This window comes from Psychrobacter sp. 5A.1 (genome assembly GCF_030407455.1).
In the GTDB taxonomy this organism is placed as follows: domain Bacteria; phylum Pseudomonadota; class Gammaproteobacteria; order Pseudomonadales; family Moraxellaceae; genus Psychrobacter.
This window is the reverse complement of the sequence record NZ_JASDDJ010000067.1, coordinates 1-17,478: the sequence shown is the minus strand read 5'-3', so window position 1 is coordinate 17,478 and position 17,478 is coordinate 1. Positions and strand designations below refer to the sequence as shown.

The 17,478-nt window shown below is 43.9% G+C and carries 11 protein-coding genes; 7 read left to right on the top strand and 4 right to left on the bottom strand.

Annotated features, from left to right (window positions below; all coding sequences use genetic code 11):
• Positions 1-174 precede the first annotated feature (174 nt).
• Entirely contained in the window at positions 175-687 is a 513-nt protein-coding gene (locus QL982_RS12375; protein WP_290165643.1) for a hypothetical protein, read from the bottom strand.
• Between the two features lie 321 nt (positions 688-1,008).
• Positions 1,009-2,601, bottom strand: coding sequence for a glycerol kinase GlpK (gene glpK / locus QL982_RS12370; RefSeq protein WP_290165640.1), 1,593 nt, complete (start codon positions 2,599-2,601; stop codon positions 1,009-1,011).
• 987 nt (positions 2,602-3,588) lie between these two features.
• On the opposite strand from glpK, the gene QL982_RS12365 reads away from it, so the two are divergent.
• From QL982_RS12365 to QL982_RS12345, 5 genes are all read left to right on the top strand, one after another.
• On the top strand, positions 3,589-5,244 hold the full coding sequence (locus tag QL982_RS12365) for a TolC family protein (RefSeq protein ID WP_290165638.1): 1,656 nt from the start codon (positions 3,589-3,591) through the stop codon (positions 5,242-5,244).
• A 237-nt stretch (positions 5,245-5,481) separates the two neighbouring features.
• On the top strand, positions 5,482-6,348 hold the full coding sequence (locus QL982_RS12360) for a YihY/virulence factor BrkB family protein (RefSeq protein ID WP_290165636.1): 867 nt from the start codon (positions 5,482-5,484) through the stop codon (positions 6,346-6,348).
• A 392-nt stretch (positions 6,349-6,740) separates the two neighbouring features.
• On the top strand, positions 6,741-7,940 hold the full coding sequence (locus QL982_RS12355) for an efflux RND transporter periplasmic adaptor subunit (protein ID WP_290165033.1): 1,200 nt from the start codon (positions 6,741-6,743) through the stop codon (positions 7,938-7,940).
• A 3-nt stretch (positions 7,941-7,943) separates the two neighbouring features.
• Entirely contained in the window at positions 7,944-9,218 is a 1,275-nt protein-coding gene (locus tag QL982_RS12350) for an ABC transporter permease (RefSeq protein ID WP_290165030.1), read from the top strand.
• Entirely contained in the window at positions 9,218-10,414 is a 1,197-nt protein-coding gene (locus QL982_RS12345) for an ABC transporter permease (protein WP_290165028.1), read from the top strand. The genes QL982_RS12350 and QL982_RS12345 overlap by 1 nt, the downstream gene beginning before the upstream one ends.
• 156 nt (positions 10,415-10,570) lie before the next feature.
• Here the strand turns inward: QL982_RS12345 and sthA are convergent, their stop codons facing one another.
• Positions 10,571-12,220, bottom strand: a complete 1,650-nt coding sequence (gene sthA / locus QL982_RS12340; RefSeq protein ID WP_290165026.1) for a Si-specific NAD(P)(+) transhydrogenase — start codon at positions 12,218-12,220, stop codon at positions 10,571-10,573.
• A gap of 127 nt (positions 12,221-12,347) precedes the next feature.
• Positions 12,348-13,181: a pyruvate, water dikinase regulatory protein gene (locus QL982_RS12335; protein ID WP_290165035.1), complete on the bottom strand. Its 834-nt coding sequence runs from the start codon at positions 13,179-13,181 to the stop codon at positions 12,348-12,350.
• A gap of 719 nt (positions 13,182-13,900) precedes the next feature.
• Between QL982_RS12335 and ppsA the strand changes: the two genes are divergently transcribed.
• Together ppsA and QL982_RS12325 are read left to right on the top strand one after the other, a co-directional pair.
• Positions 13,901-16,285: a phosphoenolpyruvate synthase gene (gene ppsA / locus QL982_RS12330; RefSeq protein ID WP_290165024.1), complete on the top strand. Its 2,385-nt coding sequence runs from the start codon at positions 13,901-13,903 to the stop codon at positions 16,283-16,285.
• A gap of 126 nt (positions 16,286-16,411) precedes the next feature.
• A complete protein-coding gene (locus QL982_RS12325; RefSeq protein WP_290165022.1) occupies positions 16,412-17,395 on the top strand; it encodes an RDD family protein in 984 nt (327 codons plus the stop codon).
• The last annotated feature ends 83 nt before the right edge of the window (positions 17,396-17,478 follow it).

The following is a 17,478-nucleotide window of genomic DNA, read 5'->3' as shown; positions in this document are numbered from 1 at the left end:
ATTTAATCCATCAGTAGAATGAAACCTACAATCAAACTAATTTTCGTGATGAGTGAGAAAGAATACATAATATTTACTTACTTATTTTAATCCTACTATTAGTTTATCTTAACTAAGGTAAACCAATCTGTCACTACAATCGATATGAAATAAAATGGATAAACAACTTTATGATTATGATACGCGGTTCCATGCATCACGTGATGCCTGACGCGCTTCATTCCATTCCATACGCGACTCACCTTTTACTTCGTGCCATGAACGCTCCAAATCTGCCTCATGATCTTCAAAGCGAGCATCTACTGGATAACGAGCACGATTGGCATACCCTACAGCATATGCTGGATGCAAGTCACGCTCGAAATCATACTCTTCTCTATGGTAATCAGCGTTTGCATATTCTGCACGCCAGTAAGCTTCTTCGTGAGTTGGGTCGATTGCTTCTGCGGCCGCATGACCTGCACCGCCACCAACGATAGCACCAATGGCACCGCCGATGAGCGTACCTAATGGGCCTGCCATTGTACCGATGGCCGCGCCTGCTGCTGCACCGCCGACACCGCCGATACCTGTACCGACTGGATGTGACCCTGGCTCACCAGTGATGATATCCGCATTCAAATCTTCTTTTGTCTCTTTTGACATATGTTTTACTTCGCTACGATCGATCGCGTCATGGTTATTCATAGTATTGTCCTTAAATTATTTATTATTAATTGAATGGTTTGTTTGCTAAAAACTAGCGGTCTTGTTAAATCCAACTAAAGTATAAAAATTTATGGGTAAGAACAGATAGGCCGATTATGTAAACTGTGTCCGTATTGCGATTGTCTTGCGTTACAGCCTGTATCTTTATCACATTTATGTACGGTGGCCTCATACTTTGGGTAATTTATTTAGACAAGCCCTTTAAATGAATTCCTCAAATAAGCTCTTTAAACCATGTTTCTGAACACTGCCTTGGGATAACTGAAAAACCATGATGTTGATAAGTTAAATAAATCAAACCTATACCTGCATTAAAGACCTTGCGATGGCGCGTTGCCATTTAACAAGATGTTGCTCACGGGCATCGACCGACATACTTGGCTCAAAAACACGATCTACTTGCCAAGAGGCTTTCATCGTTGACTCGTCGTACAGCCCCGTTTTTAGACCTGCCAGTAACGCAGCGCCCTTCGCTGTGATTTCCGTGTCTCTGGGCCGTAATACAGGGACATCTAACAAATCTGCTTGGAACTGCATCAGCAAGTCATTGTTGGCCGCGCCGCCATCTACTCTCAGCTCAGTCAAAGGATGTGGGCTGTCTTTTTGCATGGCGATAAGCACATCATAAGTTTGGTAAGCAACGGCCTCTAATGCAGCACGGGCAATATGAGCTTTAGTCGTACCTCGGCTCATACCAGTGATGCTGGCACTGATATCAGAACGCCAATATGGCGCGCCCAGCCCAGTAAAGGCAGGCAATAGCACCACGTCTTCGCTACTGTCAACTTGGCGCGCTAGGTCTTCGACGTCGCTACTTTGTTGAATCATACCCAGATTGTCACGCAACCATTGGACGATAGCCCCCGCCATAAAAACACTGCCCTCCAAGGCATAAGTGACTTCTTTTTTGGGTGGATGCAACATGCGTTTGCCTGACTGTACGATTTGATCAAACGATAAATTGTCTGGACGAGTGGGGGTGGACTTTCGTTGCCATGCGATGGTTGTTAACAGTTTATGCTCACTTAACTTTGGCTGCTGACCGATATTCATCAGCATAAAACAGCCTGTGCCGTAAGTGTTCTTTGCCATGCCCGCATCGAGACAACCCTGCCCGAATAGCGCGGCTTGTTGATCGCCCAATACCGCCTGAATAGGAATTTGTTTGGCAAATAGGCCTTTTTTGGTTTTACCAAAATCACCGTCGGACGGTAGGACTTTAGGCAAGATATTCATGGGTATAGCAAACCGCGCACACAGCTCTTGTGACCACGCCAGCTTATGAATATCAAAGAGCAAAGTACGAGACGCATTGGTCACATCAATGACATGTTCACCGCCTGTTAGCTTGTAGATGAGCCAGCTGTCAATAGTACCAACCGCTATCTCACCTTTGCTAGCACGCACGCTAAGCTTGGGATTGCTTTCGAGCAACCACGCGATTTTACTGGCGCTAAAATACGGATCTAAACGCAAACCTGTGATACGTTGTACTTCGCTTGCCATATCCTCATGACTGTCATGAGTCATGCTGCTCGCACTTTCAGCTGCCAGCGTTTTACAATAGCTCGCCGTACGGCGGTCTTGCCAAATAATGGCAGGGGCTAACGGTTTTCCCGTTTGCTTGTCCCACATGACAATAGATTCGCGCTGATTGGTAATCGCAATACTGGAGACATCGGTAGCTAGTAGACCTGCCCGATTGATCACATCATGTGCACAGCTGATTTGTGTCTGCCAAATTTGCTGCGCATCTTGCTCAACAAACCCCGCTCTTGGCGTTTGTAAAGTTGTCGGCTGTTGTACCATTTTAATAGGACGCGCGTGATCATCGTACAATATTGCTCGACTCGACGTTGTCCCTTGGTCCAAAGCCAAAATATATCCTGCCATTACCCATACCCTCTGCTGATATTGTTTATTCTATCCAATAACAATCTAAATGATGACGCGACCTAGCGACTCTTTATTAATTGCTGTTTATTTTATTAACTTCTGTCATAAGCTTAAAAATTATTTACATATCAATCGCCGAATTATAAAATATCCTATGCGCTATGTTATTACTTATAAAGGGATATTTGATAATTAAATTAAAGCTCTACCATACTGCGACTGGCCACACAATAGAAAACCGAAACATACTGAGCATTGACCCGTCATCATTGTGGCTCTACAGTGTACGCCTTATTACGAATAACCATTTTTTAGCACTTCTATAGCTAGAAGTGCTTTTATGTTTAGGGTCTGTTGAGCATTCAAATGTGGTGCTGGCAGTCACTATTTTTTAGACAATATGCCGTGAAATTTTTGATGCCTAGTCATTCTAGGGCGTGTCCTCATTTTAGAAATGGTGATAAAAATGAGATAAATTGCAGTCAAACAAGGAAAATAGCGCAGATAATATCGAGATATTAGTCAGCTAGTTAACGCCGTTTGGCAAGATTTAGCCATTTTTAACCCATTTAGATGACTATCGATTGAATTGAGGACACGCCCTAGGGTAAACAATGTCGCCATAGTTTGGCAAAAAGTAGTACTGTCTTCCACTCGAGCACAGCTCTTGCCTTGCGAACGGGCAAAGCAGTGCTTTGCTCGATCCGTTCTCAAGGCTGATGCTAAAATCACCCCAAACGTTGTTGCAAACCTACATTATCGTCGGTTTGCGCCTAATTTGGTGCAATTTTAGCAATCAGCAGCCCTAATATTTGAATGTTCAACAGACCCTATATACAAATGATTTATTTAAGCATCATTTTTTCACTTGCTAGCAAATAGTCTATAATAGTCTAGCAACACTATATTCTGATCGATGAAATCGATGGATGCTGTTCGTTATTTTATAATACCTTACATTCTAATTAATGGCTTATGTGACTTATGAAATTCACTTTATCAGCGCTACCGACTGCTATGCTGACAGTTGCGGCCATGAGCGTTCCTGTCATGACTTACGCTAGCACTGACGCAGATAGCATACAAACCCAAGATGATGTGACCCCTATCACTGTGACACAAATCATGGGCGCTACTAATCAAATCAATCGTAACGAGACAGCAGTAGCACCCAGTCATACGTTAGCAGATACCGATAATGTGGAACAAAGAGCACTCTCAACCCTCATCGACCCTATTACCCATAAAAGTGTCGATAATAGCTATCCGCTAGAGGTTTCAAGCTTTTTAAGCCTAGAGCAAGCGCAAAAGCTTTTGGTGCAAGTATCGCCTAAAATTGCCGCCAATCAAGCAGCGATTGCCGCCAGCGACTACCAAACGGACGCCCTCAAAACCATCGACAACCCGCTAATATTTGCTCGAGTCACTGCCAGTACGTACCGTCTGGACGCTGATGTTGATTTATCATCCCTAAGAAACGGGGTTGTTAATGATGTGAATAGTAGTGTTGATAGCATTGATCCACCCATACCCGATTTACCAGACTTTGGAAAATTGGTCGGCGAACGTATCCCAGACTCTTACGAATTAAAACGTTCAGGCTCGACGACGGGCGCAGGTCTTGGCGTGGTCTGGCCGATTTATACTGCTGGGCGTACGGAGGCGTTGACTGGTGCCTCAGATGCCCGCACCCAAGAAGCGGTGGCAGATAGCATACTGGATAAAAACGAGCTTTATAATACGTTAATTGAGCGGTACTTTAAGGCACAATTAGCGATTATCGCTGCTTACTTGCGTGATGATGCTTACGACACGTTGCAGCAGACCGACCATATGGCAGAGCGCCTGTTTGAAGAAGGCTTTATCTCGCGAGTCGATAGGCTAGAAGCGCAGTCTGCGCTTGCTGATGCCAAAAGTGAGTCTGTCAATGCCAACAATGACGCTCGCCTCGCCATGATTTCGCTACAACGACTGCTACGTACCGACTATCGTATTAAGCCGACGACGCCTTTGTTCGTCTCTAGTCGCCCCTTGCCAGATGTGAGCTATTTTCAAAATTTGGCACTGAGCAACCACCCAGGATTGCAGAAAGTCGCTGCCAAACGAGCTCAGGCTCAGCAGCTGCACGCTCTGTCAGATACAGGCTACAAGCCAACGGTATTGCTATACGGTTATGGTCAGCTAGAGAAGGATCCAAGCTGGTTCGCTGGTATATCTGCAAGCTGGAAGCTCTGGGGCGGACTAGACAAAACCGCATCGCTGGCATCGAGTAATGCCAAAATACGCCAAGCAGATCTCTCTGAAATTGAAGTCAGTGACAACCTGCTACTGCTGGTAGAGAAAAACTGGCACGATGTCAACAATGCCCAATCGCGCTATCAAGCACTACAAAGCAATGTTGATCTGGCAGCAGAAGTCTTGCGTTTACGCCGATTGGGGCTGCAAGAAGGCGTAAACACCACGGTCGATGTGGTACAAGCACAAACGCAATCGTTAAAAGCACGTACCGAGCAAGCACAAGCGGCCAACAGTTATGTGCAGTCACTGGCGGCACTCATGCAAAGCTGCGGCACGCCACTTGCCTTTAACGCTTATCTCAACGCTGCCGATATTCAATTGCCGACTTTGTATAATGAATAATGACTTGATATAAAAAGTCATAGGTCGTCTTGATAAATGCTTCTTTTGATAAACGTATGGATAGTCAATTCAATTTGAAAGTGTTACAAGGCAGCTGAGCGAAGATAGAACTTCAACACCTCAAGCAAGATTAACGCCGTAATACTTTTATAGCGGACTAACCATACTGGCTATGCTGATTGTCATGAAGCGACCGACCGCCATATTATTAATAACCCTATTGCGAATACCTGTTTTATGAGAAAACCGACTTCTACATTGACAAATAGCTGGCTACAGACGTTACTGGACACCTGGCATATCGCGAACAGCTCTCATGTTTGGGTACATTGCGCGAGCGTGGGATTTTTTGGTTTTCTGTCAATTTTTCCAGTAATGGCGGTGTTTGTACTGCTTTATGGTCTCGCATTTTCACCCGCTGAGATGCAAGAGCAGATTGCGCTTTTACAGCCATTTATACCTGACACAGTATATGAAATCCTAAATTCACGTCTGAGCGACTTGGTTTCTAGTACCACCTCCACACTAACGCTCAGCCTTGTTTTATCGAGCTTACTCGCCCTTTATGCTGGCTCTAAAGGTATCAAATTTTTAATTATTCTGATCAACCTTGCCTTTCATATCACCCAAGAGCGCGGCTTTATACAAGGCACCATCAGAGCCATTGGTTTGACCCTTGCAGCAGTAGTGGTCTTGATTATAGCTGTCTCGTCTATTGCTATTATACCTTTGGGGGCAGCCTATTTCCCTTTCCCTCAAATAGCTAAGACGATTGCACTTTGGAGCAGATGGCCGATATTGGCAGGTATCATATTTTTAAGCTTTTTAGGCCTGTATCGCCTAGCCCCCAACCGTGATGCGGTAGCGCTAAAGAAACTGATGCCCGGAGCAGCATTGGCAACCGTTCTTTGGATTGTGTTGTCTGTTATATTTTCAATTTATGTACAGAACTTTAATAACTATAGCGCTGAGTTTGGCGCACTTTCAGCGGCTGTGGTCATTATGTTGTGGCTTTATTATTCAGCATTTATCGTGGCCTTTGGTGCGATTTTTAATTCTGAAGCCATAGAAAGTGCCAAACCTTATGCCACTCGTGTTTACTAGGGCGTGTCCTCATTTTAAAAATGGTGATAAAAATGAGATAAATTGCAGTCAAACAAGGAAAATAGCGCAGATAATATCGAGATATTAGTCAGCTATTTGACGCCGTTTGGCAAGATTTAGCCATTTTTAACCCATTTAGATAACTATCGATTGAATTGAGGACACGCCCTAGGGTGTGTCCTCAATGAGATTGTGAGGCTTAAAATGAGCAAAATTGTAGATAAACAAGGAAGGAATTGCCGTTAATATGAATATGTTGACAAAATTACTGACGATGTTTAGCAAAATTTAGCCATTTTAAGGCCACTAAATGTATTTATGTGATAATTGATGACACGCCCTAATTATCCCCCTTTTATTTTCAACTTTGCTGCTTTAGGAATCTCACCGTCATGACTGAATTACCACACGAATCAGACGACTCTATCAAATCAACTGATTCAACCGAGTCAGTGACCTCTCAAGATGCAAAATCCTCAGTCGATCCCGTAGAGGGCGCGCCTGACACAGAAGCAGAGCCATCTACGTCCACTTATAATCGCAGCAACCCTAGCGCTGATAAATCTGCCCGTATAAAAAAGGCAGTGCTTGCCTTATTTATTCTGACTGTATTAGGCATGATTGCATACGGTTTGTATAAAAGTAATCAGCACAGCGAGCCTGAAGTCATTACTTTACAAGGGCAAATGCAGATGCAGCAAACGTCCATCGCTGCAAAAGTACCAGGTCGTATTGCGAAAATTTTGGTCACTGAAGGTGATACTGTCACCGCAGGTCAACAGCTGATTGAAATGGACTCACCTGAGATTAATGCCAAAATTAATCAAGCACGTGCTGGTAAACAAATGGCACAGAGCCAATTAGATAAAGCGGAGAATGGCGCACGCCCACAAGAAATCGCTCAAGCAAAAGCGGCATGGCAAGCCAATAAAGCGGCATCAGACTTGGCAGAAAACACCTATCAACGTGTCAATCGTCTGTATGAAGAAGGACTAATGGCACGACAAAAACGCGATGAAGCCTATGCTCAATATTTGGCCACCCAAGACCAAACGGAAGCAGCACGTTTGCAATATGACTTGGCGAGAGAAGGCGCACGTAGTGAAGATAAGTCAGCTGCCACCGCACAAGTGGCACAAGTCGATGCAAAACTCGATGAGGCACTCGTCGCAAAAGAAGAAGCCAATTTACGAAGCCCAATAGCAGGTGTCGTAGACAATGTTATTGTCAATGCAGGTGAAGTCATCGGTCAAGGCGTGCCATTGCTCACGTTGGTCGATACCAATGACCAATGGGTGGTGCTCAACGTCACTGAGACGTACTTGAACCAGTTGGCAATTGGTCAGCAGTTTACGGGTACGATTCCAGCACTATCTTCAGCGAATAAACCTTACACGAAACAGTTTACGGTCTACGCCACTTCAACGTTGTCTGACTTTGCTACTTGGCGTCCGACCAATAATGATGATGGCTTTGATGTACGTACTTTTGAGGTAAAAGCACGCCCAACGACGCCTGATGCACGAATTCGCTCAGGCATGAGTGTCATTGTGCGCATCAATCCCACTTCTACCAATAAAAGCCCAGAGTAGCCCATGCGCCTGACCAAGCTAAGTGGAGCTTTTTTACGTAGTGCTGCCTATGAGCGACGGTTTTTAGCCAAAAACCCGTGGGACTTTGCCATGGTAGTTTGGATACCATTAGCAACGGTGCTGCTGATTTGGTGGATATTTTCACAAACTCAGATCACAGATTTGCCCATTGGAGTCATCGACCGAGACAACAGCCCTGTTGCCAATACGGCTGTACGCTACTTAGAAGCCAGCCCGACGCTGATGGTAAAACAGCTTTATGCCTCAGAATCTGATGCAGAGGCCGCTATCTTGCAACGCGATATCTATGCAGTGGTCATTATTCCTGAAGATTTCTCTCGTCATATTTTATCTAGCGAGCCAGCCCCGTTGGTGTTGCAAGTAAACGCGCAGTACGGTACGCATTCGGGCATTATTCAAACCAGCGTGCAAACGGTGGCTAGCACATTGTCAGCAGGCGTCGAGATACAGCGTTTGGTCAAGCAAGGTATGGCACCCTCACAAGCGGCAATTGCCTACTCGCCGATTAGCATACAGCGTATCAGCCTGTTCAATGCCGCGACCAACTATCAACAGTTTTTGGCCTCAACCGTCATTCCTGCCCTGCTGCATATCTTGGCAATGGTGATTGGTGCAACAACGATAGGCCGTGAGCTACGTGATAAGAAAATCGGTCACTGGTACGATGTTATTACTAATAGCAAGGTTGTTGAAAATCAGTATGACATTACTAATGAAAAAATAGGCTTTTCTGAGAATGGCACTCAGTCCAGACAAGTGAGTATTTCAATATTATTATTCGGCTTATTAGGTAAGTATTTTTGGCCATTATTGGCTTATAGCATCTGGTCGATGTTGGCACTTTGGTTTGCCGCACCACAAGCGTCCGTTGCCATTAGCTCGATTATTGCTACTTATATTGGTCTCTTACTATTGATGATGCTCTCGTTCTTTTTGGGTGCTATCTTAACGTTAAATTCGTTTTCACTGCGCATGGGCTTGTCTTCTACTGGTTTCATCTCAGCCCCTTCTTATGCATTTGCGGGTGTGACTTTTCCGTATATCGCCATCAGTGACAATGCTCAGCATTGGTCAGATGTGCTCCCGCTTACCCATTACTTAAAATTGCATATTGCACAGTTGCAGATGCATGCGCCTGCTGCGGTGTCATTGCCGATTGTCTATGGCCTTACTCTGGCCACGACGATTGCGCTGCTCCTGACCACATTATTGACCAAACGTGCGTTGGCACATCCTGAACGCTGGGGAGCTCGCTAATGTCAGTTTCACCGAAAGAGAATGCATCTACGACTGATGCAAAATCACACGCACAGACGCAGAATTTTCTTGGTGGGTTTTTGCAAACCCTAAAAGACATCTTTACGGATAAAGGCGTTCTTTTACTGTTGATGATTGCTCCTATTATTTACGGTTTCTTTTATCCTTGGCCGTACTCAACCGAAGTCATCAATCATGTGCCCGTTGGCATTATTGATTATGACAATAGCAATCTGTCACAGACTATCGTTCGTTATGCGAGCGCTAGCCCGCAATTAGATACAGAGCGTTTTCTAAATGAGCAAGATGCGCAACAAGCCATATGGTCAGATGAAATCGCTGGATATATGGTCATTCCAAGCGGACTTGAGCAACAAGTCATGTCTGGCAAAAAGGCCAGCGTCAGTGTATTGGGCAATGGTGGTTATTTTTTATTAAATAAAAATGTCCAGATGGGATTTTTGAAAGCCATTGGTACGGTGTCAGCAGGTATCGAGGTTAAGAAAAGCGTGGCTCAAGGCATTTATCCAACGACCGCGACGGCTAATACCCAAGCGGTACCATTGCAAATTATACCTTTATACAACCAAACTGAAGGATATGGTGCATACGTCGTGCCAGCCGTGTCTATTCTGATTTTGCAACAAACGCTTTTGATGTCAACGACGATGTTGATTGGCACATGGTATGAGAAACGTCGTCATAGGACTACTATCCGTGGATGGCTGGGTCGTATTGCAGCGCTTAGTATGTGCAGTTTTATCATCGGCTGCTTTTATTATGGCTGGGCATTTGAGCTGCATCACTATCCGCGCGGACAGAACATGCTCGGCAGCTTATTGTTTCTACTGTTGTTTTGTCCAACCGTGGCAACTCTCGGCTGTGTATTGGGGTTATGGTTTCGCCAACGTGAACGTGGTATGCAAATCCTCATCTTTAGCTCTCTACCCATGTTTTTTATCAGTGGCTATCCGTGGCCCGCTGACCAATTGCCCGCGTTTTTGCAAGTCATACGCTGGTTGATACCCACGACACCTGGCGTCAACACATCGGTACAGCTTAACCAAATGGGCGCAAGCGTCTCGCAAGTCGCTATTGGGTTTTATGCACTTGCCGCTCTATGGCTATTTTACTTTATGCTGCTTATGCTTATTCGTTGGTATCACGCTGACAAGCAAAGTCACACAGTCGCGTAAAACATAGCGCGATTAAAAGTTCTGCATATATGCTTGGATTACAAACTCTGAGCTATGCTTAGATTAATAAATAAGCCAAAAAAAAGCGCCTGCACTATTAATAATATAGTGGCAGGCGCTTTCTTATTGATATGACCTTATTTGAATCAGCTTGTTTTAAAAGACTCGATTCAAACCATTCAATGCCGCAACACGATAGGCTTCTGCCATCGTTGGATAGTTGAAGGTCGTATTCACAAAGTACTCAAGCGTGTTATTGCTCTTACACTTCATGACGGCTTGGCCAATATGAATAATCTCTGACGCGTGGTTACCATAACAATGGATACCCAAGATTTCTAGCGTATCACGATGGAACAAAATCTTTAGGACGCCCGAACGTTCACCGATGATTTGTGCACGTGCCAGATGTTTAAAGAATGCCTGACCCACTTCATAAGGGACTTTTTCGTCCGTCAGTTCTTGCTCTGTTTTACCAATACAAGAGATTTCTGGAATCGTATAAATACCAGTCGGTACGCTAGATACTGGCTCAGCATCATCGTCGCCTACCATAAAGGCAGCGGCACAGCGCCCTTGGTCATAGGCAGCAGAGGCCAAAGAAGGCCAACCGATCACATCACCAGCGGCATAGATATTTTCGATACCAGTGCAATAAGTATCATCGACTTTTAGCTGACCACGGCTATTAGCTTTTAGACCAATGGCTTCTAAGTTTAAGCCTTCTGTATTACCTGAGCGACCATTTGACCAAAGAATAGCGTCTGATTTGATGCGCTTGCCACTCTTTAAGTGCAAGACCACATAATCATCATGAGTTTCAAGGTGATCAATCTCCTCGTTACTACGAATGAGTACACCAAACTGTCTAAAGTCATGCGCGATGGCATCACTAATTTCGCTGTCTAAGTAATTCAGCAGTTGATCTTGGTTGTTGATTAAATCAACTTTATAGCCAAGACCAGTAAAGATAGAGGCATACTCACAACCGATCACGCCTGCACCATAGATGATGATTTTTTTAACGACATAATCCATTTGTAATATTTTATCAGAATCAAAAACGCGTGGATGATCAAAGTCTAAAATATCAGGACGATAAGGACGGCTACCCACGGTGATAATGGCTTTATTGAAAGTAATGGTTTCATAAACATTGTCATCGACTTCAATACGCAACGTGTGTTTATCGACGAAACTTGCCCACCCTTGGATGACTTCGATACGGTTGCGCTCATAAAAACGTGTATGCGTGCTCACTTGACGACGTATCACTTGACGCGCCTTGGCCAGCACTTCATTTAGTGGTACTTGCTTATATTCCATTGCTTTGGTAAACATCGGATCGCGGCGAAAGTTGATCAAGTTAAATACAGATTGGCGCAGTGCTTTACTTGGAATGGTACCCACATGCGTAGAGTTGCCCCCTACTTGGTCACGCGGATCAACGACCACAACTCTTTTGCCAGATTTCGTCAATTTCATGGCAGCAGCTTCACCAGCAGGACCTGCCCCTAAAATAACCACATCATATTCATATTCATGATCATCGCTTTTTAAGCGACGAGAGTCTTTGGTAAACCCAGATTTGATATCGATTCGTGTATCATCGAGCGGATTAACAAGATCAGGGTGATGCATGACATCATCAGTGACTTGCTCATGGGTTTGTTCAATCTTTTGTTGTTTATCTTTACCTTGAGTATGCTCAGGGCTGGGCGTATGACCACTCGCTTTGTTCGATACTTCGGTGTGAATGTCTTCACCGATATCATTGGTCGCGTCGCTTGGTTTTTTACTTCCCATCGTGTCCTCTTTATTTATTGACTCTATTAATGTGTTTGTGTACGAGTTGATGTTTTTAAATTTAAATAAGGCATGAATGTCATTTGTATAATATTGGCGACGAGTAACCATTCAAAAATCTCTCTAATCAACCAATACGGCGCTTGAGACCGGTCATCTGTAAGATACGCGTGGCAATCTCTTCAACAGACATCTCAGACACATCCAAGCTTGGAATACCGTGTGTGATATAGATTCCTTGAATCGCACGCTGCTCTTGCTGACACTGCTGATAGCTTGAATAACGGCTTCCCGCGCGACGTTCTTGGCGGATTTTTACCAAACGATCGGTATCGATGAGCAAGCCAAACAATTTGTCTTTGTGCTCACGTAATGCTTTTGGTAATTGGTTGTCGTACAAATCATCTTCGGTCAAAGGATAGTTAGCCGCTCGAATACCAAACTGTAATGCTAAGTACAAAGAAGTCGGCGTCTTACCAGAGCGCGACACGCCCACCAAAATAATATCTGCGGCATTATAATGGCGAGTACGTGCCCCATCGTCGTTGTCCAAGGCAAAATGTACCGCATCGATACGCTCTTTATAAGTCTCAGAGTCGACATCATCATGTGCATGACCTGAATGACCGTCTGGCTCTACGCCTGTCTCTTCTGCAACACGACCAATCAAACCTTCATACATATCTAAATTACAGCTGTGTGCCGCGTTGATCTTTTCGCGTATTTCAGGATTGACGATCGTATCAAACACCAATGGCAGCGAGCCATCTCGTTGATAGGCCATATTGATTTGCTCAACGGCATCGTCAGCACGCTCTAAGCTATCGACATACGGTAATACTCTCGTCTCAAAAGGCACCGAGGCAAACTGACTCAAAATAGCGCGTCCAAGCGTTTCAGCCGTAATCGCTGTGCCATCTGAGATAAAAAATGCCGTTCTAATCGCTTGCGAGCTGTCCAAATTTAGCGCGTGGCGATTTTGGATAGTGGACTTAACTTGTTCAGATGGATTGCTTGAGTACATATCGTTGACACCTCGGTTGAAAACTCAATAGTGACCTTCATTTAGTTTTTGGTATAGCTCTGAGTAGTAATTCAAACTTAATAAACGTTTATCAGTTATTGACTATTAATAGCGTGACTTTTACTTGGCTTTTTATAGGTGCCTTTATAACTGGATTTTATAACGGCCTTCTTCAAAAGAGCCTTTTTCAATACCTATATCGCACATTTATTATGCAATGTGCATCAACTATCTATGCGCTACATTATACGCATATTAGCGCCCTAATAGAAATCAATGTCACAAGCGTACACTTAGAACCAACATTGTTTTTCATCTTATCACCACAGTTAATGACCTCTCATTAAGGAGCTTTTTTATCGCACCTTCTATATAGCAACATGAGTGATGGAAATACTCTAAATGTGACTTATTTGAATGCATCTATTTTATGCAGTAATTGGCTTTTGAAAACGTATATCATTGTCACTAACAATGATGTTTTTCACATGAGTAAACACGAAACATTGAGGTGCTGACCATAATTTGTGTGGCAATTCCTGCAATTTGTGTATTTTTAACAAGTTTTTTGGTCAAACCCCTCGAAATTGTCCTAATATGGCGGTATAATTCACCGTTATAATCTTTACTAAATAACCTTATTTTCTGGAGTTATCATGGCAGCGCAATCTACAGCACTTGTAATCAATCTTGATCAGCTAGGAAAAGACGACATTGACATGGTCGGCGGTAAGAACGCCTCATTAGGTGAAATGATCAGCCATTTGTCTGATTTGGGTGTTAGTGTACCAGGCGGATTTGCCACCACTTCAAATGCGTTTAACCGCTTTTTGAATGAAACTGGCCTGCTTGACAAAATCAACAGTGAGCTAAAAACACTAGATGTTGATGATGTAAAAAAACTTGCAGAAACTGGTAAAAAGATTCGTACTTGGATTATCGAACAAGAATTGCCAAAAGATCTTGAGCAAGAAGTGCGTCAGTCATTTGAGACCATGAGTGGCGGCGAAGACATCGCTGTTGCTGTACGTTCTTCTGCGACTGCTGAAGATTTGCCAGACGCTTCATTTGCTGGCCAGCAAGAGACATTCCTAAACATTCGCGGTATTGATAACGTTCTAATCGCTATTAAAGAAGTATTTGCTTCTTTATACAATGACCGTGCTATCTCTTATCGTGTACACAAAGGTTTTGAGCACGAAGGTGTTGCGCTATCTGCTGCCGTACAACGTATGGTTCGCTCAGAGACTGGTGCTGCTGGTGTGATGTTTACGCTAGATACCGAAAGTGGCTTTGATCAAGTGGTATTCATTACCTCAAGCTATGGCCTAGGTGAAATGGTTGTACAGGGTGCTGTCAACCCAGATGAATTCTATATCTCAAAGAAACTGCTAGCCAATGGTAAACCGTCGGTTATTCGCCGTAACCTAGGCAGCAAGCATAAGAAAATGATTTATGGCGATGAAGGCAGCACAGCAAAATCTGTTAAAACAGTCGATGTTGAAAAACAAGATCGCATGCAGTTCTCATTGTCTACTGAAGAGCTAACCTCTCTTGCCAAACAAGCCGTAACAATCGAACAGCATTATGGCCAAGCGATGGATATCGAATGGGCAAAAGATGGCGACACTAACGAGATCTTTATCGTTCAGGCACGTCCAGAGACCGTTAAGAGCCGTCAAGATAGCAACGTGATGGAACGTTATGTCATCGACACGACTGGCGCAAAAGTATTGTGTGAAGGCCGCTCAATCGGTCAACGTATCGGTTCAGGTAAAGTCCGTATCGTTAGCAACCTAAACGAGATGGACAAAGTACAAGAAGGTGACGTACTTGTATCAGACATGACTGATCCGGATTGGGAACCAGTCATGAAGCGCGCTTCTGCCATCATCACAAACCGTGGTGGTCGTACGTGTCATGCTGCTATTATCGCGCGTGAGCTAGGTGTGCCAGCCATCGTTGGTTGTGGTAATGCCACTGAACTATTGGTTGACGGTCAAGAAGTGACTGCGTCTTGTGCTGAAGGTGATACTGGTTTCATTTATGAAAGCCAAATTGACTTTGAAGTACAGACCAACTCTGTTGAGTCTATGCCAGAGCTTGCATTCAAAGTCATGATGAACGTTGGTAACCCTGATCGCGCCTTCTCATTCACGCAAATGCCAAACGAAGGTATTGGCCTTGCGCGTCTAGAATTCATCATCAACCGTATGATTGGTGTGCATCCAAAAGCACTGCTAAACATGAACAGCTTGCCACGTGAAATTGCACAAGCTATCCAAGAGCGTATCGCTGGTTATGCCTCACCTGTTGATTTCTATGTTGACAAATTGGTTGAAGGTATTTCAACGCTCGCTGTCGCCTTTATGGATCAGCCAGTGATCGTTCGTATGTCAGATTTCAAGTCAAACGAATACGCTAACTTGCTTGGTGGTAAGTTATACGAGCCATCAGAAGAAAACCCAATGCTTGGTTTCCGCGGTGCCAGTCGTTATGTGTCTGACAACTTCCGTGACTGCTTCGAGCTTGAGTGTAAAGCACTGAAACGTGTACGTGACGAGATGGGCTTGACCAACGTCGAGATTATGATTCCATTTGTACGTACCGTTGGCGAAGCAAAACAAGTCATCGAGTTACTTGAGAAAAATGGTCTAAAACGTGGTGAAAATGGTCTACGCGTCATCATGATGTGTGAGCTACCAACCAACGCCCTATTGGCAGAAGAGTTCCTAGAGCACTTCGATGGTTTCTCAATCGGCTCTAACGATTTGACTCAGCTAACCCTTGGTCTTGACCGTGACTCAGGCATCGTCTCACATCTATTTGATGAGCGTGATCCTGCGGTTAAGAAACTGCTGACTATGGCTATCGATGCTTGCCGTAAGCAAAACAAATATGTCGGTATCTGTGGTCAAGGTCCATCAGATCATCCAGATCTTGCTTACTGGTTAATGGAGCAAGGTATCAGCTCAGTGTCATTGAACCCTGACTCAGTATTAGATACTTGGTTATTCTTGGCTGGTGAAGACTCAAAGTAAGCCATTACGTTCATTCGTAGCGGTCATTTACACAGTCACTAAGAGTACCACCATTAGGGTCTATTTGATTTTTTCAAATAGACCCTAATATAATGTACGAAGACATGACTAACTATGCAGGCAATTATGCAGATTTTCCTTGCTCGAAATAACGTACAAGCTGGGCCATATAGTTTGGATCAGCTCAATATCATGCTAACCTCTGGTGAAGTATTGCTGGACGATTTGATATGGCATGATGGCTTAGACCAATGGCAGCGCGTCGGTAACTTGACCAATAACCAGACGGTTTATCGACCGACCAACGTTAATAGCCCTCAGGCCAATGACTCTATTATCAATAACGTTACTGTTTTTCCTGAAGATAATGTCAATAATGCACAAGATGGCAAGTCAGTATCGTTAGATAGATTATATGGTAAGCCTGAACGTCCAAAAGACACCAGTAAAGATGCAAAAGCAGACATGACAACCAATCGTCATCATACGCCGCATCACAATGTGTCATTGAATAAATCTACTAACAGTAAAGCTACCTCGAGCAAAGACAAAGTTGTTGGTAATGTTGTCCTTGCCCCCATCATGTCACGAGTCTTGGCAACTGCGCTAAATGGCTTGTTATACATACTGGCTATTTTTCCGCTAGTCATGGCATTGACCAAAATGGATGTGGATTACACTAAATTCCAAAACATCCAAGATATGGACGCAGCTTATCAATACTCAATGACACTGATGGAGAGCCTTCCTAGCAGCACATTGATGATGTCGCAAGTCATGGTTTTTGGCTTGTTTGCGTTACAGTTAGTATTCATCACTATGCGTGGTCAATCACTGGGCAAGCTGATTACAGGTATTCGTGTCGTGGATCAAACCACGCATCGTCTGCCTTCTTTTATCAAGCTCATCGGCATGCGTACATTGCTGCTATTTATTATCTATAATTTGCTATTCTCATTCACGAGCTTTTTAGGTTTTGTGATTATTGCCATTCACTATTACATGGCATCGAAAAGCCCTGAAAATATTGGTTGGCATGACAAACTTGCTAAAACCTTAGTCGTAAAAGCAGATAGTAGTCAGATAGTGAAAGAGCCAAAAATAAAATAACCGTCTTGTTAGGGCGTGTCCTCATTTTAAAAATGGTGATAAAAATGAGATAAATTGCCGTCAAACGAGGAAAATAGTGCAGA

Bases quoted from the DNA above. Each gene is read 5' to 3' on its own strand.
- QL982_RS12365 (WP_290165638.1), top strand. From the start codon at position 3,589: ATGAAATTCACTTTATCAGCGCTACCGACTGCTATGCTGACAGTTGCG.
- QL982_RS12360 (WP_290165636.1), top strand. From the start codon at position 5,482: ATGAGAAAACCGACTTCTACATTGACAAATAGCTGGCTACAGACGTTA.
- QL982_RS12375 (WP_290165643.1), bottom strand. From the start codon at position 687: ATGAATAACCATGACGCGATCGATCGTAGCGAAGTAAAACATATGTCA.
- ppsA (WP_290165024.1), top strand. From the start codon at position 13,901: ATGGCAGCGCAATCTACAGCACTTGTAATCAATCTTGATCAGCTAGGA.
- QL982_RS12355 (WP_290165033.1), top strand. From the start codon at position 6,741: ATGACTGAATTACCACACGAATCAGACGACTCTATCAAATCAACTGAT.
- sthA (WP_290165026.1), bottom strand. From the start codon at position 12,220: ATGGGAAGTAAAAAACCAAGCGACGCGACCAATGATATCGGTGAAGAC.
- glpK (WP_290165640.1), bottom strand. From the start codon at position 2,601: ATGGCAGGATATATTTTGGCTTTGGACCAAGGGACAACGTCGAGTCGA.
- QL982_RS12350 (WP_290165030.1), top strand. From the start codon at position 7,944: ATGCGCCTGACCAAGCTAAGTGGAGCTTTTTTACGTAGTGCTGCCTAT.
- QL982_RS12325 (WP_290165022.1), top strand. From the start codon at position 16,412: ATGCAGATTTTCCTTGCTCGAAATAACGTACAAGCTGGGCCATATAGT.
- QL982_RS12345 (WP_290165028.1), top strand. From the start codon at position 9,218: ATGTCAGTTTCACCGAAAGAGAATGCATCTACGACTGATGCAAAATCA.